Annotated in this window: 18 protein-coding genes; 16 read left to right on the forward strand and 2 right to left on the reverse strand. The window is 70.9% G+C overall.

The features are described 5' to 3' along the window. Positions 1-119 precede the first annotated feature (119 nt). The 13 genes from LIV37_RS28810 (at position 120) to LIV37_RS28870 (ending at position 16,418) form a co-directional block, all read left to right on the forward strand. Positions 120-1,007 (forward strand): bifunctional methylenetetrahydrofolate dehydrogenase/methenyltetrahydrofolate cyclohydrolase, encoded by an 888-nt coding sequence (locus LIV37_RS28810; protein WP_020870611.1) that lies wholly within the window; start codon positions 120-122, stop codon positions 1,005-1,007. Further along, positions 997-1,467: a DUF3017 domain-containing protein gene (locus LIV37_RS28815; RefSeq protein ID WP_020870612.1), complete on the forward strand. Its 471-nt coding sequence runs from the start codon at positions 997-999 to the stop codon at positions 1,465-1,467. The genes LIV37_RS28810 and LIV37_RS28815 overlap by 11 nt, the downstream gene beginning before the upstream one ends. Before the next feature lie 401 nt (positions 1,468-1,868). Beyond that, entirely contained in the window at positions 1,869-2,969 is a 1,101-nt protein-coding gene (locus LIV37_RS28820) for a helix-turn-helix domain-containing protein (RefSeq protein WP_020870613.1), read from the forward strand. A gap of 496 nt (positions 2,970-3,465) precedes the next feature. Beyond that, entirely contained in the window at positions 3,466-4,455 is a 990-nt protein-coding gene (locus tag LIV37_RS28825; protein WP_020870614.1) for a malate dehydrogenase, read from the forward strand. A 407-nt stretch (positions 4,456-4,862) separates the two neighbouring features. Continuing rightward, positions 4,863-6,506: a hypothetical protein gene (locus LIV37_RS28830; RefSeq protein ID WP_020870615.1), complete on the forward strand. Its 1,644-nt coding sequence runs from the start codon at positions 4,863-4,865 to the stop codon at positions 6,504-6,506. Further along, entirely contained in the window at positions 6,493-6,954 is a 462-nt protein-coding gene (locus tag LIV37_RS28835; protein ID WP_121825202.1) for a hypothetical protein, read from the forward strand. The genes LIV37_RS28830 and LIV37_RS28835 overlap by 14 nt, the downstream gene beginning before the upstream one ends. 1 nt (position 6,955) lies before the next feature. Then, complete coding sequence (locus LIV37_RS28840) at positions 6,956-7,750, forward strand: hypothetical protein (RefSeq protein WP_214663079.1); 795 nt, start codon at positions 6,956-6,958, stop codon at positions 7,748-7,750. 132 nt (positions 7,751-7,882) lie between these two features. After that, positions 7,883-8,701, forward strand: coding sequence for a serine/arginine repetitive matrix protein 2 (locus tag LIV37_RS28845; protein WP_243146147.1), 819 nt, complete (start codon positions 7,883-7,885; stop codon positions 8,699-8,701). A 259-nt stretch (positions 8,702-8,960) separates the two neighbouring features. Then, the gene (locus LIV37_RS28850; protein WP_020870619.1) at positions 8,961-10,463 is read left to right on the forward strand and encodes an aldehyde dehydrogenase family protein; all 1,503 of its coding nucleotides are present in this window, start codon (positions 8,961-8,963) and stop codon (positions 10,461-10,463) included. Positions 10,464-10,672: 209 nt separating this feature from the next. Beyond that, positions 10,673-12,259 (forward strand): GMC family oxidoreductase, encoded by a 1,587-nt coding sequence (locus tag LIV37_RS28855; RefSeq protein WP_020870620.1) that lies wholly within the window; start codon positions 10,673-10,675, stop codon positions 12,257-12,259. Next, complete coding sequence (locus LIV37_RS28860) at positions 12,259-13,359, forward strand: quaternary amine ABC transporter ATP-binding protein (protein WP_020870621.1); 1,101 nt, start codon at positions 12,259-12,261, stop codon at positions 13,357-13,359. Before LIV37_RS28855 ends, LIV37_RS28860 begins: the two co-directional genes overlap by 1 nt. A 46-nt stretch (positions 13,360-13,405) precedes the next feature. Further along, complete coding sequence (locus LIV37_RS28865) at positions 13,406-15,427, forward strand: ABC transporter permease (protein WP_020870622.1); 2,022 nt, start codon at positions 13,406-13,408, stop codon at positions 15,425-15,427. Between the two features lies 1 nt (position 15,428). Then, entirely contained in the window at positions 15,429-16,418 is a 990-nt protein-coding gene (locus LIV37_RS28870; protein WP_121824389.1) for an ABC transporter substrate-binding protein, read from the forward strand. Positions 16,419-16,454: 36 nt separating this feature from the next. Here the strand turns inward: LIV37_RS28870 and LIV37_RS28875 are convergent, their stop codons facing one another. Together LIV37_RS28875 and LIV37_RS28880 are read right to left on the reverse strand one after the other, a co-directional pair. Continuing rightward, positions 16,455-17,027, reverse strand: a complete 573-nt coding sequence (locus LIV37_RS28875; RefSeq protein WP_158634878.1) for a Uma2 family endonuclease — start codon at positions 17,025-17,027, stop codon at positions 16,455-16,457. A 150-nt stretch (positions 17,028-17,177) separates the two neighbouring features. Further along, complete coding sequence (locus LIV37_RS28880) at positions 17,178-17,657, reverse strand: carboxymuconolactone decarboxylase family protein (protein WP_121824388.1); 480 nt, start codon at positions 17,655-17,657, stop codon at positions 17,178-17,180. A 46-nt stretch (positions 17,658-17,703) separates the two neighbouring features. On the opposite strand from LIV37_RS28880, the gene pdxR reads away from it, so the two are divergent. The 3 genes from pdxR (at position 17,704) to LIV37_RS28895 (ending at position 20,885) form a co-directional block, all read left to right on the forward strand. Continuing rightward, a complete protein-coding gene (gene pdxR / locus LIV37_RS28885) occupies positions 17,704-19,212 on the forward strand; it encodes a MocR-like pyridoxine biosynthesis transcription factor PdxR (RefSeq protein ID WP_020870626.1) in 1,509 nt (502 codons plus the stop codon). Between the two features lie 351 nt (positions 19,213-19,563). Beyond that, the gene (locus LIV37_RS28890; protein WP_020870627.1) at positions 19,564-20,436 is read left to right on the forward strand and encodes a LysR family transcriptional regulator; all 873 of its coding nucleotides are present in this window, start codon (positions 19,564-19,566) and stop codon (positions 20,434-20,436) included. 98 nt (positions 20,437-20,534) lie between these two features. After that, a complete protein-coding gene (locus LIV37_RS28895) occupies positions 20,535-20,885 on the forward strand; it encodes a hypothetical protein (RefSeq protein ID WP_020870628.1) in 351 nt (116 codons plus the stop codon). The last annotated feature ends 4 nt before the right edge of the window (positions 20,886-20,889 follow it).

Below are 20,889 nucleotides of genomic sequence, written 5' to 3' on the forward strand. Positions count from 1 at the left end.
TCGCTGAACGAGCACAGGAGGCCGCACCCCGGCCGGATCACGGGGTGCGGCCTTCGCCGGTCCGGTCCCGGCCGGCCCCTGATTGGATCCGACGTCCCCGCATCCGGGAGGATGAAGTCATGACCGCCCAGATTCTCGATGGCAAGGCAACCGCAGCCGCGATCAAGTCCGATCTCGTCAGCCGAGTGGAGGCGCTGAAGGCCAAGGGCATCCATCCCGGCCTCGGGACCGTGCTGGTCGGCGAGGACCCCGGCAGCAAGTGGTACGTGGCGGGCAAGCACCGCGACTGCGCCGAGGTCGGCATCGCCTCCATCCGGCGCGACCTGCCCGAGACCGCCACCCAGGAGGAGATCGAGGCCGCGGTCCGGGAGCTCAACGAGGACCCGTCCTGCACGGGCTACATCGTCCAGCTGCCGCTCCCCAAGGGCATCGACGCCAACCGGGTGCTGGAGCTGATCGACCCGACCAAGGACGCCGACGGGCTGCACCCGATGAACCTCGGCCGCCTCGTGCTCAACGAGAGCGGCCCGCTGCCGTGCACACCCCAGGGCGTCATCCAGCTGCTGCGCCACCACGGTGTGGAGATCAACGGCGCGCATGTGGTGGTCGTCGGCCGTGGCATCACCGTCGGCCGGTCGATCGGGCTGCTGCTGACCCGCCGCTCGGAGAACGCGACGGTCACCCTCTGCCACACCGGCACCCGCGACCTGCCCGGGATCCTGCGCCAGGCCGACATCATCGTGGCGGCCGCCGGGGTGCGGCACCTGGTCAAGCCGGAGGACGTCAAGCCGGGCGCGGCGGTGCTCGACGTGGGCGTCAGCCGGGACGAGCACGGCAAGATCGCCGGCGATGTGCACCCCGGTGTGACCGAGGTCGCGGGCTGGGTCTCGCCGAACCCGGGCGGGGTCGGCCCCATGACCCGCGCCCAGCTGCTGGTCAACGTGGTGGAGGCCGCGGAGCGGGACGCGAAGGCGGCCACCGACGCCGGTGCCGGCCATGACGGCTGAGGCGAGCGAACCGGCGGCCGGGGAGCAGCGGCAGGAGCCGCCCGCGTCGCCCGCGGGGCCCGGCCGGTTCATCCGCAGGTCGCGCCGCTTCCCGCTGATCACCCGGGACACCGCGCGTCCGGAGGGCGGCGGCCGGGCCGCGCCCGGCGCCGCTCCGGCGCCCGCCCGGCAGTGGCCGCTGCTCACGGTGATGGGCGGGGTGGGTCTGGGGCTGCTGATCGTCGCCCTGGACGCGTTCCGTGCGGGCACGGTGCTGATCGGGCTGTCCCTGCTGGCGGGCGCCTTCTTCCGGTGGGCACTGCCCGAGGTGGGGATGCTCGCGGTGCGGTCGCGCTTCACCGACATGCTGACCTACGGGCTGCTGGGCGCGGCAATCGTGCTGCTGTCCCTGATGGCCCAGCCGGATCCCTGGGTGTCGATCCCGTTCCTTGACGACGTGGTGCATTTCACGGTGCGCTAGCCGACGACGTGAAACGGCGGCCCGTCCTCTCCCCCGTGGAAGGACGGGCCGCCGTCGTTGTGGCCGGATCCGAATGGTCCGGCGGCGGTCCGCCCTCTCCCCCGAAGAAGGACGGACCGCCTGGTAATCAGGGTTGTGTGTGAGCTGTGCCGGATCAATGAGCGTCGAAACCCTGTGGCGCGGAAGTGACCGTTCCAGCACGAGGTCTCGGCCGTGCAACGACGAGCCGGGCGTGAGGGAGTGCGTACCGGTGCACGAAATGCTCCGATGCGCCCCCATCCGAAGAGCTGACATCCTGGGGCAAGGCATCCCTTTGGGTAGTCAGTTCGGGGCTCGGGTACGCCAACAGCGGTCGCGGCGCGGGAGATTGACAGGTACGTGCGGGGGGACAGGGGGAGGCAATGCCTCGTTGGAGGGACTTACCGGAGGAACTCGATCCGCAGGTCCGGGAGTTCACCGGCCGACTGCGTACGCTCGTCGAGCGCAGCGGGCTGAGCGTCGTCGCCGTCGCCGACCGCACCGGCTGCAGCAAGAGTTCCTGGGAGCGCTACCTCAACGGGCGGCTGCTGCCTCCGCGGGGCGCGGTGGAGGCCCTGGCCGAGACCACCGGCGCCGACGTCCACCACCTCAGCGCGCTGTGGGAGCTGGCGGAGCGGGCCTGGAGCCGCTCCCAGATGCGGCGCGACGTCACGATGGAGGCCATCAGTGTCGCGCGGGCGCGGACCGCCGTCGAGCAGTTCGACCCGGCGGCGCAGGGGGTGGACGCCCGTAAGAACGGCCGCTCCCCGGGGGAGGCCCGGCCGAGGGTCGAACCGCCCGATCCGGAGCAGCCGTTGGTCGCGACGGCTCCGGTGTTCCCGGCCCGCGCGGCGTCGGCCGGGCGGGCACCGGACTCCGCCGAGCCGCCGTCGCCCGCGTCGTCCCTTCCGCCGTCGTCACCACCGTCGTCGTCCCCGCCGCCTTCGTCGTCGGCGTCCCCGAGGGGGCGGAAGCGTGTCGCCGCGCTGTCCGCCGGGGGCCTTGTCGGCGCGCTCCTGCTCGTCGCCGGTGCCGTCGTTCTGCTCGACGCGGGCGACGACGGCGGGAAGCGGGGGCAGAAGCCGGCCACCGCACCGGCCACCAGCGCGCGTCAGCAGCTCCCGGAGGGCGTGAAATGCGCCGGGCAGGACTGCACCGGCCAGGATCCGCAGGCCATGGGGTGCGGCACCTCCGCGACGACGACGGCGGACGTCACCGTCGGCACCGCGTATGTCGAGGTCCGCTACAGCAAGACCTGCGAGGCGGCCTGGGCCCGGATCACCCGGGCCACCCCGGGCGACGTCATCCAGGTCAAGGCGCCGGGTGCGGACGGCGGCGCGGCCCGCTCGCAGAGCGGCAGGGTCGGCGCCGACGGCGATGCCTACACCAAGATGATCCCGGTGGACTCACCCGCGCGGGCCACCGCGTGCGCCACCCTCGGCGGCGGTACGCGCGCCTGCACGGCCCCCGGCGCCCGGGGCTGAACGCGGGGGAGCGAGGCCCGTCCGGGAGGCAGCCCAGAGCTTGTCCGGAGCCGTTTCGCGGGCTCGTCCGGAGCTGACTCGCGGGCTCGTCCGGAGCCGGTTCGGGAACTCACCCAGAGCTGGTTCGGGAGCTCACCCGGAGCCCGTCCGGAGCCCGTCCGGAGCCCGTCCGGAGCCCGTCCGGAGCCCGTCCGGAGCCCGTTCGGAGCCCGTCCGGAGGAATTCGTAAAACCGGGGGGAATGAGCCGGGGGAATCGGGGCAGGCGCTGCCCGAGCCCCCCCCACGGGTGCGGCACTGGGCGGCCGCCTGCACTCCCCCTCCTGGCAGGCGGCCGCCAGAGTGCGCGGTGGTCCCATGTGCGCGGTGGTCCGGAACGCGCGGTGAGCGGTTACACAATGGCCCGAGAGAACGTGGGTCAGGTGCCGTCGGATAGCCTGACGCAAGTATCTCGACACCAAGAGATCTTGGACTGACAACACAGCGCAGGAGACCGCCATGACCCGCACTCCCGTCACCGTCACCGTCACCGGCGCGGCCGGCCAGATCGGCTACGCGCTGCTCTTCCGCATCGCCTCCGGTCAGCTCCTCGGCGCGGACGTGCCGGTCAAACTGCGTCTCCTGGAGATCCCGCAGGGACTGAAGGCCGCCGAGGGCACCGCGATGGAGCTCGACGACTGCGCCTTCCCGCTGCTCCAGGGCATCGACATCTCCGATGACCCGAACGTGGGCTTCGACGGTGCGAACGTCGCGCTGCTGGTCGGCGCCCGCCCGCGCACCAAGGGCATGGAGCGCGGCGATCTGCTGGAGGCCAACGGCGGCATCTTCAAGCCGCAGGGCAAGGCCATCAACGACCACGCCGCGGATGACATCAAGATCCTGGTCGTGGGCAACCCGGCCAACACCAACGCGCTCATCGCGCAGGCCGCCGCGCCGGACGTACCGGCCGAGCGCTTCACCGCGATGACCCGGCTGGACCACAACCGCGCGCTGTCGCAGCTGGCGAAGAAGACCGGCGCCCCGGTCGGCGAGATCAAGAAGCTGACGATCTGGGGCAACCACTCCGCCACCCAGTACCCGGACGTCTTCCACGCCGAGGTCGCGGGCAAGAACGCCGCCGAGGTCGTCAGCGACGAGCAGTGGCTGGCCGACACCTTCATCCCGACCGTCGCCAAGCGCGGTGCCGCGATCATCGAGGCGCGCGGCGCCTCCTCGGCCGCCTCCGCCGCCAACGCCGCGATCGACCATGTCCACACCTGGGTCAACGGCACCGACGCCGACGACTGGACCTCCGCCGGTGTGGTCTCCGACGGCTCGTACGGGGTGCCGGAGGGCCTGATCTCTTCGTTCCCGGTCACCGCCAAGAGCGGGAAGTTCGAGATCGTCCAGGGCCTGGACATCAACGAGTTCTCGCGGACCCGCATCGACGCGTCGGTGAAGGAGCTCGAGGACGAGCGCGAGGCCGTGCGGAGCCTCGGCCTGATCTGACGCACCCCCGGCCCACCCCGGCGCGGTCGCTTCCGAAGGGTCACATTCCGGTATTCACTCCGGAGTGTGACCCTTCGGCCATGCACTGTAATCGCGGGCCATCTTCCCCTACCGTGGAGGCAGTTGCTACGGCCTCGGGGGGAAACATGGCCAATACGCGCGGTGAGCATTTTTCAGGTGATGCTGATTCTTCCGGCGCTCACTCTTCTGGCGATGCTCACTCTTCCAGCGGTGCTCATTCTTCTGTAGGGAATCACTCCGCTCGTCTGCCGCGGTCGCGTTCGGAGCCGTCACGGGCCGTCCCTTCTCCTCGTACCGGCGCTGACGCGTCTCCCTACGCCACCAGCGAGGCCACCCGGCTGTTATGCGCGGGCGCCTATCTGGACGACGACTTCCGGGACGCGGTCGTGGACGAGCTGTATGTCCACGAGGAGCGCGCCGTGGCGCCCTCGCTGGGCATCGACGCGGTCCGGGTGCTCGCACACGCGCTGCGCGCGCGCCGTCTGGAGGCGTGCTGGACCGCGCTGCTGGTGTCCTTATGGGTGCTGGACTTCCTGTTGGCGCAGGGCTTCTTCTATCTCTTCCTGCTCTCTTGCGCGTTGCTACTGCTGGCGGCCTGGGCCAGAGGTGGCGCCATGGGCGCCTTCCGCGCCGACTATCCCGGGGCCGACGGGGTCACCGTCACCCGGCGGCGGGCGGCCGCGGTGCTGCGGGTGCTCGGCTGTCTGACCCTGCTGTCCTATGCGTTCTCCGCCCTGACGCAGGCGTTCACGGACGGGCAGTCCGATCCGGGCGGGCTGCAGGAATTCGTACCGGTCCTGGCCACCGGGTCGGACACCACCGCCGCCTGGTTCGCGCTGGTGATCCCGGCCGCGATGGCCGCCGCGGTCGCCCTGCACCGTGAGCATGTGGCCCGGGTGCTGGCCACCGATCTGGAGCCGGAGACCTTCGCCGACCCCGCCGCGGACCCCGCGGAGCGGTTCGAGGGCGCGCGGTTCCAGCGGGTGCGGGCCCTGATCCGCCGTGAGCAGCACTCACCGGTGATCCTCTACCACGATCGGCACCCCTTCCTCGGCGCGGGCGCCGCGCATGACACCTGGACCCTCGCCGTGGAGCTGCGGCCGCGCGAGGGCGGGGATCCGGTGTCGCTGGACAACCGGGTGATCCTGGAGCGGATCCGGCCGCTGGTCGAGAAGTTGCGCACCCCGTCCGCCCAGGGCATGGCCGCCGTCCAGGGCGCCGCCGCCGCGCAGGGCGCCGCCCCCGTCCAAGGCGCCGCTCGTGCCGCCGCCGAGAGCCGTGACCGGCTGCGCGGCCTGGAGCTCGACGAATGCGTCTTCCTCAAGGTCACCGGATTACGAAGCCGCTCCTTCGTGCCGTACGGAGAGGCGGACTTCGCGCGGGAGCGGGCGGAGGCCGTCGAGGAGGGCGGTGAGATCCGCCGGCACTTCCTGCGCATCCGCGTCGGCGCATGGCGGGAAGAGGTCGTCACCACCGTCTTCGTGCGGGTGCATACGCAGGGCGGCATGCTGATGCTGGAGTTCGCCCCGCATGTACTGCGCCCGATCCGCCCGGACTTCCGGGCGGTCGACCGGCTCTCCGACTCCCACCGCCGCGGCGGGCTGCCGGGCAAGGTGATCTGGGCGCTGGGGCGGACGCCCACGGCGGCGGGCCGGGCGGTCATCCACGCCTTCCGCTCGGCCGCCTTCCTCTGGCGGATGTACGCGGGGGGTTATGAGGCGGCCATCCCCGACGGTCCGTGGGCCTCGGTGCGAGAGCTGGGCAGCGACGCCGGCGCGTCGCTCTTCCAGGAGATGGATGTCAGCCGCTATCTGAAGAGCGTCGAGGACCGGGTGGCCAACGGCGTGCGAAGGGCGCTCGACGAAGCCGGCTGGGAGACCGGTGAGTTCGAGCAGAAGGTCATCAATGTGAGCGGCGGCGGAGTCTTCATCGAGTCCGCGGAGCACAGCGCCTTCGGCTTCGGTGACCACAACACCATCAGCAACACCACCGGAAGCAATGGAGCGGGAGGCGGCCATGGCGATGGCTGACACGGAGGACGGTAGCGACATGGGTGGCGGCGCGGACCACGCGGCGGGCGCGAGCGGTGGCGGCGCGACCCCGGCGGCGGGCGGCGGCAGCAAGTTCGGGAACATCCGGTTCGGCAAGGTGCAGGGCAGCGCCATCGGCTTCGGCGACCACAACCACATCGTGAACGGACCTCAGGCGGAGGCCCCCTGCGACCCCGCTTACCAGGAGCTGCTGGAGGCCGTTCGACAGCTAGCCGAGGATCTGCGGCGGGTGGTCCCCAGCCCGGAGGTCGGCGCGCTCTCCGACGAACTGGACCGGACCGAGGACGAGATCCAGCGCACCGGCCGGGCGGGGGCCGGCCGGCTGGCCCGGATCCGGGTGATGTTGCAGGACGCGAGCGCCAGTGTCGGCATGCTCGCCTCGGGCGTCGCCGTCGGACAGGCGGTCGGCGCGCTGTTGGGCGGGTGAGATGAGCACCCCGGGCGGCGAGGGGGGCCGTCGATGGGACGAGGAGGCCCAGCGCTGGGTGGGAGCGGGCGCGGAGCCACCGGCCCCGGGCCGAAGACCACCCAATCCGCATCTGGGCACGGTGCTGCTGGCGGTGCTCGCCGTGGTGCTGGTCGGCGGGATCGGGTTCGGCGCCTGGAAGCTGGTGTCGGACGGCGGGGATGACAAGCCCCGGGCGGACGGCGGTTCGCCCTCGGCCTCGTCCTGGTCGCCGTCGGCCCAGCAGCCTTCAACATCGTCGTCGGGGCCGTACGCGGAGCCGACCTCCGCGCCGCCGTCGGTGTCCGAGGACAGCACCCAAGGGCCGCCGGCGGACTATGTGCGCACCACCGACCCGGAGGGTTTCCGGCTGGATGTGCCCAGGGGCTGGCAGCGGGTCAAGCGCGACACCGGGGTGTTCTACGAGTCGTCCGACGGGGGCAGCCTGATCCAGGTCTTCGCGCTGACCGAGCCCGACATCACGCCGTATGAGGCGCTGCGCCAGGCGGAGACAGGGCTCAAGAAGAACCCCGACTACAAGCGGCATGAGCTCAAGCGGCTCGGGCCCGGCGATGACGCGGACGCGGAGCTTGAGTACGGCTACCGCAGCGCCAAGTACGGTCCGCGCCGGATACTCGACCGGGCCTTCACCGGCCCCGACCGGGTGCAGTACGCGGTGCTGGTCGCGGGCCCGGCCGACGACTGGCCGAAGCAGCGGGAGCGGCAGGGCATCGTGCTGGCGTCCTTCTGCCCCACGGCCTACTGCCCGGCCACCTGACCGGCGGCCGGGCGACGGATAAGTATCGGTGCGGTGACAGGGGGTGGGGCGGCCCCCGAACCGGGTACACCGATGTGAGCCAACACGGCTTATCCGCATATGGGAGCAGAGATCCATCATCGGGGGGCATAGATGAGCATGTACGACGGGGGCGCGCCGGGGCAGGACTCCAGGCGGGCGCTACGGGCGCTGGCGGTGATGATCTTCCTGGTCGCGGGGGTCGCGTTCTCCGGATGGGTGGCCTTCGGGGGCGATGGCACCTCCCGGAATCAGGCGGGTCCGCTGCCCTGGGACCGCGAGAGCCCCACGGCCACGCCGAGCGGGGACGCCTCCCAGCCGAGCGATCTCTACCCCTCGCCCGGCCCCGAGACCAGTGGGCCGACCGATCTCCCGACCGATCTCCCCACGGACCTTCCGACCGGGGCACCCTCCGGATCCCCGTCCGCGACGCCGTTCGGCACCCCGTCCTCACCCTCCCTGACGGGTGCCGCCCCGCCCGCTGGCTACAGCACCCAGGCCGACCCGGCCGGATACCACCTCGCGGTCCCGGACGGATGGCGGCGGACGACCGAGGGCCCCAGCGTCTACTACACCTCGCCCGACGACAGCACCGTGATCCAGATCTTTGAGCTGCACGGCCCCGAGTCGACGCCGTACGAGTCCGCCCAGGAGGCCGAGCGGATCGCCTCCACCCACCGCGACTACGAGCAGATCGCCCTCACCCGGCTGGGCTCGGCCGCCATGGACCCGGTCCAGCTGGAGTACACATACGAGTCCAAGAGCGACGGCCACCGCCGGATGCTCGACCGCCGCTTCGCCGCCCCCGGCGGCACCATGTACGCGGTGCTGGTGAGCGGCCCCTCCGGGGCCGGGGACCGGGCGGAGGAGCGGAAGGTCCACCAGGCGGCGGTGGACACCTTCTGCCCGACCGCCTACTGCACCGCGTCCTGAGCGCCCTGTCTCCTGACCGCGCCGCCTCCTGATCACCCCCTCTCGACCGCATCCCCTTGTGGCCGAACCACTTCTTGACCGCACGGCCCCTTGACATACAGGCCGATCATGAGCCGAGGGGCCGATTCCGCCTTCGGATCACGTGAGTCGGCCCACTTTCTCTTGCGAATCGCGCATAGGTTCCCGCCTTCCGGTTAGGGGTCCAAGTTGCTGGCTTGGACCAGTGGCACAGCACGCGGAACCGGAAGGCAGAAATCACGTGGCGGCAGTCGAGACCATTCATGTGGACGGGGTGTGGCAGGCAGCCGCATCCGGGGCGCAGCGGGAGGTCCTCGACCCCGCGGACGCCAAGACCCTCGCCGTCGTCGCGGAGGGTGGTGTCGAGGACACCGACGCGGCGATCGCGGCCGCGCGTCGCGCCTTCGATCAGGGACCCTGGCCCGGGACGCCGGTGGCCGAGCGGGCGGCGCTGCTGCGTCGCGTCGCCGATCTGCTCCAGCGCGACCGCGAGACGATCGCGCTCATCGAGAGCCGTGACACCGGCAAGACCCTGGAGGAGGGCCGGGTCGACGTCGATGACGTGACCAACGCCTTCCGTTACTTCGCCGACCTGGTCGCGGGCGAGTCGGCCGGGCGCGTGGTCGACGCGGGCACGCCGGATGTGCACAGCGTCGTGGTCCATGAGCCGGTCGGCGTCTGCGCGATGATCACCCCCTGGAACTATCCGCTGCTCCAGGCCAGCTGGAAGGTCGCCCCGGCGCTGGCCGCCGGGAACACCTTCGTGATCAAGCCCAGCGAAGTGACCCCGCTGTCCACCGTCCATCTGGTGAAGCTGCTGGCCGAGGCCGGGCTGCCGACCGGGGTGGCCAATGTGGTCACCGGCGCGGGCGACCCCGTGGGCGCGCGGCTGTCCGAGCACCCCGATGTGGATCTGGTCTCCTTCACCGGTGGCCTGGTCAGCGGCACCAAGGTCGCGCAGGCCGCCGCGCCGACGGTCAAGAAGGTCGCGCTGGAGCTCGGCGGCAAGAACCCCAATGTGGTCTTCGCCGACGCCTGCGCCACCGCCGAGGGCTTTGACACCGCCGTCGACCAGGCCCTGAACGCCGCCTTCATCCACAGCGGCCAGGTCTGCTCGGCCGGTGCCCGGCTGATCATCGAGGAGTCGGTGCGCGAGCGGTTCGTGGCCGAGCTCGCCCGCCGGGCGGAGAAGGTCAAGCTGGGCCGCGGCACCGAGGACGGTGTCGAATGCGGTCCGCTGGTCTCGGCCCAGCAGCTGGACAAGACCGAGGCGTATGTGGCGTCCGCCCTGGCGGAGGGCGCGTTGCTGCGTTGCGGCGGCAAGCAGCCGGAGCCCAACGAGGTCCGCCCGGCCACCGGCTACTTCTACCTCCCGACCGTGCTCGACCAGTGCCACCGCGAGATGCGGGTGGTGCGGGAGGAGACGTTTGGGCCGATTCTGACGGTCGAGTCCTTCCAAACCGAGGACGAGGCAGTCACACTCGCCAATGACACGGAGTACGGACTGGCCGGCGCCGTCTGGTCCGCCGACACCGCCCGGGCGCGGCGCGTCGCCGCCCGGCTGCGGCACGGCACCGTGTGGATCAACGACTACCACCCCTACCTTCCGCAGGCCGAATGGGGCGGTTTCGGCAAGTCCGGGGTCGGGCGTGAGCTCGGTCCCGCGGGCCTTGACGAATACCGCGAGACCAAGCACGTCTACGAGAACCTGCGACCGAGCCCGGTGCGCTGGTTCGCCGGCTGACACTCCGCCGCCGGCCCCGCCCGGGGCACGGCCGGGCCCGGACTCGTCCCCCGGGGCCCGGACCCGGCCGCGCCCGATCGCGGCGACCGGCGGCGAGAAGCCGTAGGCACTTGAGGCACCCAGCAACACCCCCACCCCCAGGGGCGGCAGCAGCCCCCGGCCCGCACCGGCGCGGGCCGTTTGGGTAAGACCGCGAGGAGTAACCCCACATGTCCGTACCTGTCGCATACGACTACGTCGTGATCGGCGGCGGCACCGCAGGATCGGTGATCGCTTCCCGGCTCACCGAGGACCCGGACATCCGTGTCGCCGTCATCGAGGGCGGACCGTCGGATGTCGACCGGCCCGATGTGCTCACCCTGCGCCGCTGGCTCGGCCTGCTCGGCGGCGACTTGGACTACGACTACCCCACCACCGAGCAGCCACGCGGAAATTCGCATATCCGGCACAGCCGGGCGCGGGTGCTCGGAGGGTGCTCCTCGCACAACACCCTGATCTCCTTCAAGCCGCTGCCCGGTGACTGGGACGAGTGGGCCGAGGCCGGCGCCGAGGGCTGGGACGCGGAGTCCATGGACCCGTACTTCCAGCGGCTGCGCAACAACATCGTCCCGGTGGACGAGAAGGACCGGAACGCGATCGCGCGGGACTTCGTCGACGCCGCCCAGGCCGCCGCCGATGTGCCGCGGGTCGAGGGGTTCAACAAGAAGCCGTTCCACGAGGGCGTCGGTTTCTTCGACCTCGCGTACCACCCGGAGAACAACAAGCGCTCCTCGGCGTCGGTCGCCTATCTGCACCCGTTCCTGGACCGGCCCAACCTCCATCTGATGCTGGAGACCTGGGCGTACAAGCTGGAGCTGGACGACACCGGCCGGGTCACCGGCGTACACGTCCGCACCAAGGACGACGAGGAGATCCTGGTCCGGGCCGAGACCGAGGTCCTGGTCTGCGCGGGCGCCGTGGACACCCCGCGGCTGCTGATGCACTCCGGTATCGGGCCCAAGGGCGATCTCGAGGCGCTGGGCATTCCCGCCGTCCACGATCTGCCGGGCGTCGGCGAGAATCTGCTCGACCACCCCGAGTCGGTCATCGTGTGGGAGACGGACGGCCCGATTCCGGACAACTCCGCGATGGACTCCGACGCGGGGCTGTTCATCCGGCGGGACCCCGAATCCCGGGGCCCGGACCTGATGTTCCACTTCTACCAGATCCCGTTCACCGACAATCCGGAGCGGCTGGGCTACGAAAAGCCCGAGCACGGCGTGTCGATGACCCCCAACATCCCCAAGCCGCGCAGCCGCGGCAGGCTCTTCCTCACCAGCGCCGACCCGTCCGTCAAGCCCGCCCTCGACTTCCGGTACTTCACGGACGAGGAGGACTACGACGGCCGCACGCTGGTCGACGGCATCCGTGTCGCGCGTGAGATCGCCAAGACCGAACCGCTGGCGAGCTGGCTCAAGCGCGAGGTGTGCCCGGGCCCGGAGATCACCTCGGACGAGGAGATCAGCGAGTACGCCCGCAAGGTCGCGCACACCGTGTACCACCCGGCGGGCACCTGTCGTATGGGTGCCACGTCGGACGAACTCGCCGTGGTCGGCCCCGATCTGCGGATCCGGGGCCTGAACGGCGTCCGTATCGCCGACGCGTCCGTCTTCCCGACGATGCCGGCCGTGAACCCGATGATCGGAGTCCTGATGGTGGGCGAGAAGTGCGCTGAGCTGCTGTTCGAGGAGCGCGATCGGGAACGGCGCAGGCCCGATGACCGAGCCGCGACACTGGCGCCGGGAGGTGAGGCGTGATGGCCACGACCGTGGTACCCGAGACGCCCGACACCCCCAAGGTCCCCGAGAGCGGCGAGCGCACCCCGGTGTTCTCGGTCCGCGACCTGTGGAAGGTCTTCGGCCCCAAGGCCGACCGGATCCCCGGCTCCGCCGAGGCCGAGCTGTCCGCCGCTGAGCTGCGTGCCCGCACCGGCTGCACCGCCGCCGTCCGCGAGGTCTCCTTCGACGTCCAGCCGGGCGAGGTGTTCGTGGTGATGGGGCTGTCCGGCTCCGGCAAGTCCACCCTCGTCCGCTGCCTCACCCGGCTGATAGAGCCCACCTCCGGCACCCTGAAGATCGACGGCGAGGACGTCCTGGCCATGGACAAGGCCCGGCTGCGCGATCTGCGCCGGCACCGCGCCGCCATGGTCTTCCAGCACTTCGGGCTGCTGCCGCACCGCTCCGTCCTCGACAACGTCGCCTACGGGCTGGAGATCCAGGGCGTGGGCAAGGCCGAGCGCCGGGCCAAGGCCGCCGAGGTGGTCGACAAGGTCGGCCTCACCGGCCTGGAGCGCCGCCGCCCGGGTCAGCTCTCCGGCGGTCAGCAGCAGCGCGTGGGCCTGGCCCGGGCGCTCGCCGTCGACCCCGAGGTGCTGCTCTTCGACGAGCCGTTCAGCGCGCTCGACCCGCTGATCCGCCGCGATATGCAGGAGGAGGTCATCCGGCTGCACCACGAGGAGGGCCGGACGATGGTGTTCATCACCCATGACCTCAGCGAGGCGCTGCGGCTCGGTGACCGCATCATGCTGATGCGCGACGGCGGGATCGTGCAGCTGGGCACCCCGGAGGAGATCGTCGGCTCCCCGGCGGACGACTACGTACGGGACTTCGTCCGCGACGTGCCGCGCGAGCAGGTGCTGACCGTGCGCCGCGCCATGCGCCCCGCGACCTCCGACGAGCAGGACGGCGGGCCCGCGCTGGCCCCGAGCACCACGGTCGCCGACGCGATCGAGGCCGTGGCCCGCACCGGCGGCCCCGCGCGCGTCGTGGACGGCGGCCGCTGCCTGGGCGTCGTCGACCACGCCTGTCTGCTGAGCGTCGTCGCGGGCCTGGACGGCAAGGAGGTGGCCGCGGCATGAGCCCCATCTCGACCCTCTCTCCGCCAGGTCGCACCGGGGGGCGCGTATGAGTGCCACCGCAACCCGCCCCTCCACCGACCCCGCCACCGAACCGGCGGCCACCGGGTCGGCGGCGGACGAGACGCGCCCGTCCCTGTTGAGCGCCGTCGTGCACAGCCATGCCGCGCGCAAGCTGGCGGTGCTCGTGGTGATCGCCGTCGTGCTGGTGCCGATCGCGCACGCGAAGTGGGCGAGCGGCAGCTGGCCCGACGCGCTGACCGTCGATGTGTCCGGACCGCTCGGAAGGGCCAGCGACTGGATCCTCGACAACCGGGACAGTCACTGGATCTTCCTCTACTTCTTCGGCCACATCAGCAACGTCATCATCATCGGCGTCCGCGCCGTCTACGTCGCCCTGCTCGCCCTCGGCTGGGCCGGTGTCACCGCCGGGCTGACCTTGGTCGCCTGGCGGGTCGCCGGGGTGCGGATCGCGGTGACGACCCTGGTGTCCTTCGCCGTCTGCGGACTGCTGGGCATGTGGGTGCCGACGATGCAGACGCTCGCGCTGATGGTCATCGCCGTCACCGCGTCCGTCGTCATCGGCGGACTGCTGGGGCTGGCCGGCGGCCTCTCGGAATGGGCGTTCCGGGTGCAGAGGCCGGTGCTCGACACCATGCAGGTGCTGCCCGCGTTCGCGTATCTGCTGCCCGTTGTGATGATCTTCGGCAACGGTGTGCCCGGCGCGGTGCTGGCCACCGTGATCTACGCGGCTCCGCCCATGGCCCGGCTCACCGCCCTCGGCCTGCGCGGCGCGGACGCCGGGGTGCTGGAGGCGGTGACCTCGCTGGGCGCCACCTGGCGGCAGCGGCTGCTGTCCGCCCGGCTGCCGCTGGCCCGCAAGGAGCTGCTGCTGGGCGTCAACCAGACGATCATGATGGCGCTGTCCATGGCCGTGATCGCGTCCGTGATCGGCGGCGGTGGTCTCGGTGACCGCGTCTACCAGGCACTGTCCAGCGTTGACGTCGGCAAGGCGCTCGCCGCGGGACTCCCCATCGTGCTCCTCGCCATCGTGATGGACCGCACCATCGGAGCGGCGGGCGAGCGGATCGGCGAGCCCCCGGCCGAGGGCGGGCCCCGGCTGCTGCGCGGCTGGCCCGCGTGGGCGGGCGTCGGGGTGATCACCGTGGTGGTGACCCTCGTCGGACGGCTGGCCGGGTCCCAGACCTGGCCGACCGGGTGGACCGTCGCCATCGAGGAGCCGGTCAACCAGTTCAAGGAGTGGATGGTCGACCACCTCTACACCGGAGTGCCGGTCGTCGGCGGCACTGCCGAATGGGCCGCGGACTACGTCAAGTGGATCCTCGACCCGCTGCGTGAGGGGCTGCAGGGCATCCCGTGGTACGGAATCCTGCTGATCGTCGCGGCGCTGGCCTGGCTGATCGGCACCTGGGGCACCGCGCTGACCGCCACCGCCGCCATGGCGGCGATCGGGGTGCTCGGGGTGTGGGCGCCGTCCATGGACACCCTCTCCCAGGTACTGGCGGCTGTCTTCGTCACGCTGGTCCTGGGTTTCGCGATCGGCATCTGGGCCGCGCGCAGCACCCGGCTGGAGCGGATGATGCGACCGGTGCTGGACATGTTCCAGACCATGCCGCAGTTCGTGTACCTGATCCCCGTGGTCGCGCTGTTCGGTGTCGGCCGTGCCCCGGCGGCCGCCGCGGCCATCGTCTACGCGCTGCCCGCCGTCATCCGCATCACCACCCAGGGGCTGCGGAACGTGGACCCGGCGGCGCTGGAGTCGGCGCGCTCGCTCGGTGCCACCCAGGGGCAGCAGCTGCGCCAGGTTCAGCTCCCGCTGGCCCGCCCGGCGCTGCTGCTCGCCGTCAACCAGGGCGTGGTGCTGGTGCTGGCCGTGGTCGTCATCGGCGGTCTGGTCGGCTCCGGCGCGCTCGGCTACGACGTGCTGTTCGGCCTGGCGCAGGGCGATCTGGCCACCGGTCTGGTCGCCGGCGCGGCGATCGTCTGCCTGGGGCTGATGCTCGACCGGGTCACCCAGCCGACCTCGCGCCGCGACAAGAAGGGGGCCTGAGATGGCTACGGCCCGTACGCATCGCCTTCGGCGGCTGCTGATGGCCGCCACCGGGGCCACGGCCCTGCTCACCGCGACCGGCTGCGGCGCGGCGGACATGACCAAGCAGTCCTCGCCGTACGCCAATGTGGGCGGCGCGAAGAGCGTCACGCTCTCGGTCCAGTCCTGGGTCGGCGCCCAGTCCAATGTCGCGGTCGCCCAGTATCTGCTGGAGCACGAGTTGGGCTACCACGTCGACACCGTCCAGGTGGACGAGATTCCGGCGTGGGACGCGCTCAGCCAGGGCCGGGTGGACGCGATCCTGGAGGACTGGGGCCACCCGGAGCAGGAGCAGCGCTACGTCAAGGACAAGAAGCTGATCGTGCCGGGCGGCGGCCTCGGCGTCACCGGCCATATCGGCTGGTGGGTGCCGAAGTACTTCGCCGACGCCCACCCGGACGTCCTGGACTGGAAGAACCTCAACAAGTACGCGAAGACCTTCAAGACCGCGGAGAGCGGCGGCAAGGGCCAGCTGCTGGACGGTTCACCGTCGTATGTCACCAATGACAAGGCGCTGGTGAAGAACCTGAAGCTGAACTACCAGATTGTCTTCGCGGGTTCGGAAGCGGCGCAGATCACCCAGATCAAGCAGTTCGCCAAGTCGAAGAAGCCGTTCCTGTCGTACTGGTACGAGCCGCAGTGGCTGTTCAACCAGGTGCCGATGGTCGAGGTCAAGCTGCCCAAGTACACGGACAAGTGCGCCAATGAGGGCACCAAGGACCCCGAGTCCATCGACTGCGCCTACCCGACCACACCGCTGCAGAAGTACCTGAACGCGGACTTCGCGAAGAAGGGCGGCAAGGCGTCGGCATTCCTGAAGAAGTTCCACTGGACCAAGGAGGACCAGAACGAGGTGTCCGAATTGATCGCCTCGAAGGGGATGTCGGCGCAGGACGCCGCGAAGAAGTGGGTCGAGGCGCATCCGGACGTCTGGAAGAAGTGGCTGCCCTGAGCCCGGATCGCGCTCAGGGCGGCCTGGGCGACCGGATTACTTGAGGAAGCCCGCGGTGTCGAGATCGAGGCCGAGCGGTTCGGGGAGCGTCAGTTTCTCCCCGAACATCGCTCGGTGCTCATCGCGGTAGAGGCCCTTCCCGTCGGGATGCGAGTACACGGTCGTGCTCCCGTCGCCGTCGTGCGGGTCGATCAGCAAATAGATCGGCACGTTGGAGTGCGCGTAGCCCTTGACCTTGGCTGTGAGATCGCGGTCCCGGGTAGAAGGCGAGGTGATCTCGGCGACGAGCAGAACGTGATCAGCGTTGAGCTGCCAGTCGTCGGGGCTGCTTGTGGCGCCGGATTTGTAAACGACCAGGTCAGGGATGTATCGCTCCTCGGTGGCGGGCAAGAAGACTGTCGTGGTGTTGGTGACGAACCAGTCCTCCGGTACTCCCTGGTTGAGCCATCGCTGCAACCGCGCGTAAAGCTCGTTGTGGAAAATCGTGGGCGTCGGTGAGATGACGATCTCCCCCCCGATGAGTTCCGCTCGCTTCCCCTCCGGCAACTCAAGCCGGGCATGGATATCGAGCAGAGTTTCGAACTCTTGGTCGGGCAGTGGCGCCGTCATCACGAGACCTCCCATTGGCGGGTCCCCCTTCTGGCTGTGTGCCTTCGTGCCGTACTGCCATGCGGGGGCCTGTCACCATCATGCGTTATGTGGTGACTCCGCCGTCGGTTAACGGCCCCCGTCGTCAATAACGACGACGGGGGCAGATGGTCACACGTTCGGCTTGTAGGCACCGGGGGCCATGCGGGTGGTCACACCGATCCGGTTCCAGGCGTTGATGGTGAAGATCAGGGCGATGAGCTGGGCCAGCTCCCGCTCCTCGAAGTGCTTGGCGGCCCGCTCGTAGACCTCGTCCTGGACGAAGCCGTCGGTCAGGACGGTGACGGCCTCCGTCAGGGCGAGGGCTGCCTGCTCCTTCTCGGTGTAGAGGTCGCCGGCCTCCTCCCAGGCGTTGAGGAGGTACAGGCGGTCCTCGGCCTCGCCCGCCGCGCGGGCGTCCTTGGTGTGCATGTCGATGCAGAAGGCGCAGTGGTTGAGCTGTGAGGCACGGACCTTGACCAGTTCGGCCAGCGTCGGGTCGACGCCCTTTCTGGCGGCCGCGTCCAGGGTGACCATGGCCTTGTAGACCTCGGGGGCTGCCTTGGCGAACTGCATCCGGGGGCCGTGTGCGTGAGAAGTTCCGGTAGTCATGGCTCCACGCTAGAGGCCGGGCGGCCCAGGGGTATGGTCCATTTCCATGACGGATTCATGGGCCACTTCGAGGAGTGACCCCGGACAGCGGACGGACGCCCCCGGACAGCGGGCGGACGGCCCGGCCGGGCCGGGGGCGGATCTCCATCTGGATCTGCTGCGGGGCGGCGGGGCCGGGGTGCGGGACGCGCTCATCCGCGCCCTGCGCGACGCCGTCCGCGGCGGGCGGCTCGCACCGGGCACCCGGCTGCCCTCCTCCCGCTCCCTCGCCGCCGACCTCGGTATCGCCCGGAACACCGTGGCCGACGCCTACGGGGAACTGGTGGCCGAGGGCTGGCTGACGGCCCGGCAGGGCTCGGGCACCCGGGTCGCCCGGCGCGTCGTACCGCCCGAGCCCGCGCCGCCGCGCACACCCCCGCCCGCCGCCGTGGCCGCCACCCGGCCCACCTACGATCTGCGGGCCGGTCAGCCCGATGTCTCGGCCTTCCCCCGGTCCGCCTGGCTCTCCGCGGCCCGGCGCGCCCTGACCGCCGCGCCGAACGACGCCTTCGGCTACGGCGACCCCGCCGGACGGCCCGAGTTGCGGCGGGTCCTGGCCGACTATCTGGCGCGCGCCCGCGGGGTGCGGGCCGCGCCCGAACGGATCGTGGTCTGCGCGGGGTTCGTCCAGGGGCTGGCCCTGCTCAGCAGGGTGCGGGCGAAGGCCGGACACCGTGAGGTGGGCGTGGAGTCCTACGGGCTCGACGTCCACTGGAACGTGATGCGCGGGGCCGGGCTGCGCACCGTGCCGCTGCCGGTCGATCAGCGGGGTGCGCGGACGGCGGAGCTGGACCGGTCGGCCGGGCTGCGGACCGTTCTGCTCACCCCGGCGCATCAGTTCCCCACCGGGGTCTCGCTGGACCCCGACCGGCGCGCCGCCGTGGTCGACTGGGCGTCGCGGGTGGGCGGGCTGGTCCTGGAGGACGACTACGACGGGGAGTTCCGCTATGACCGTCACCCGGTCGGGGCGCTCCAGGGGCTCGACCCCGAGCATGTGGTCTATCTGGGCACCGCCAGCAAGAGCCTGGCGCCCGCGCTGCGGCTGGCGTGGATGGTGGTGCCGGACCATCTGCTGGACGACGTCCTGGCGTTCAAGGCGACCGGGGAGTGGCAGTCGGGCGCGCTGGACCAGCTGACGCTCGCGGAGTTCATCGACTCCGGGGCGTACGACCGCCATGTGCGTGGCATGCGGATGCGCTATCGGCGGCGCCGCGACCAACTGGTGGCGGCGCTCGCCGAACGCGCCCCGCGGGTGCGGGTCACCGGCATCGCGGCGGGGCTGCACGCGGTGCTCCAACTGCCGCCCGGTACCGAGCGGTCCGTGGTGCAGGGCGCGGCCTGGCAGAGCCTCGCCCTGGAGGGGCTGTCCCGCTACCGCTACCGCGAGCGGCGGGGGCCGGACGAGCCCGGACCGGGTCCGGACGGGCAGTCGGACGCGCTGGTCTTCGCCTATGGCGCCCCGCCCGACCACGCCTTCACAGGCGCGCTGGAGGCGCTGTGCCGGGTGCTGCCCTGACGCCCCACACGTCGGTCAGGCAGTCCCCGTCCAGCACTAACTAGAAAACACGCAGCGTGTACGTCCCCTCCTGGTTCAACATGCAAGACCACCCATGGGTGCGCGGGGAACCGAGTTCCGCCAGGAATATCCCCATCGCTTTACATTGGGCATGGGTCTTGAAGTTGCCGATAACTGACTGCGACCGTTACGAAGCAAAATGCAGCTCCTTAGAAGGTAATTTCAGCAGATAGCGTTGGCCGCTATCCGCAACAGGACATCACGGAGATCCACCGGGATCATCAGCCAGAATTGTTCTGATCCGGCACTACCTCGTGGCACCGAACGGGGGCGGTACTGAGGGGAGGTTCGATGGAGATCCGCTTACTGCGCTACGTGGTGACTTTGGCCGAGGAGCTGCATTTCGGGCGGGCGGCCGAACGGCATCACATCTCGCAGCAGCCCTTCGGGCAGTACATCCGGCGTCTCGAACGCGAGGTAGGCGCTTCGCTGTTCGAGCGGACCAGTCGGCGGGTGACCCCGACCCCGGCGGGTGTGCGGCTCGTGGCCGAGGCCCGGGTGCTGCTCGAGGTGGTGGACCAGCTCGCCGAGCGCGCCAGGTCCGAGGGCGCGGGACGGGACGAGCGGACGCTGCGCCTCGGGGTGCTCGGATTCGGAGCGGGGCAGCGGTGGGATGACCTGCGTGCGGCGCTGAACGCTCAGGTACCCGGATTGTGCGTCGACTACGTCGACCTGGACTGGTCCACGCAATACCGCGCCGTGCTCGACCGCACCGTGGACGCCGGGATCATGTGGCACGCCGGTCCGGTGGAGGGGTTGCGGTCCGACGTCGTCCTGTCGTCACCCCGCGTCGCGGTGGTGCCCGCCCGGTCGCAGCTTGCCGATGCCACGTCGCTGACCATGGACGATGTCGCCGACGGGCCATGGCTGGCGACTCCACGCCTGAGCCCGGCCTTGCGCGAATGGCTCGGCCCCGCCGCCGAGCCGGGGCCGAACGCACCGGTCGTCCGTCAGCCGGCCGCCATCCCGACCGCCGTCGCCACCAGCGGATACATCTCGCTGCACGCGGAAGTGGCACGCGACTTCTATCCACGCCCCGATGTGCGGTTCGTTCCCCTGGAGGGAGCGGCCCCGGAGATCGCCGTCGTCACACGAGCCGACGACAAGCGGCCGACCATCGCCGCCCTCCGGCGAGCGGCGCGCTTCGCGGAAGCGCGAGGTTAAGGTGGTCGGTCACGGCCCCGGGCGGGACGAGGGCCGCGGGTGGGACGACTGCCTCGGAGGAGATGACGGCCTCGGGGGACAGGAACGGGGAGACGGGGATGGAACGGAAGACGACACGGCGGCTGCGGTCGAGCACGGTGATCCTGGGCGGTATGGGCGCGCTGGCGGCGGCACTCACCTCCTGTGGTTCGGAACCGGACAAGCGCTGTGTGGACCGGGACAGCTATGACGCGGTGAACGGCTATCGGGTCGTCGACTCCAGTGCCTGCAAGGGCTCTTCGTCCACCACGGGCGGCAAGGGCAAGAAGAGCCGGGGCACATCGGGCGTCGACGGCGAGTGGTACTACGACTCCGATGTCAGCGGCCGCTGGGCGGACTACGGCACCTTCGACAAGAGCAAGGCGGCCGACCGGGGCGGCTTCGGCTGCTCGGGCTCCGGCGGCGGCTGAGCGG

Origin of the sequence: Streptomyces rapamycinicus NRRL 5491 (genome assembly GCF_024298965.1) — a bacterium.
Taxonomy (GTDB): domain Bacteria; phylum Actinomycetota; class Actinomycetes; order Streptomycetales; family Streptomycetaceae; genus Streptomyces; species Streptomyces rapamycinicus.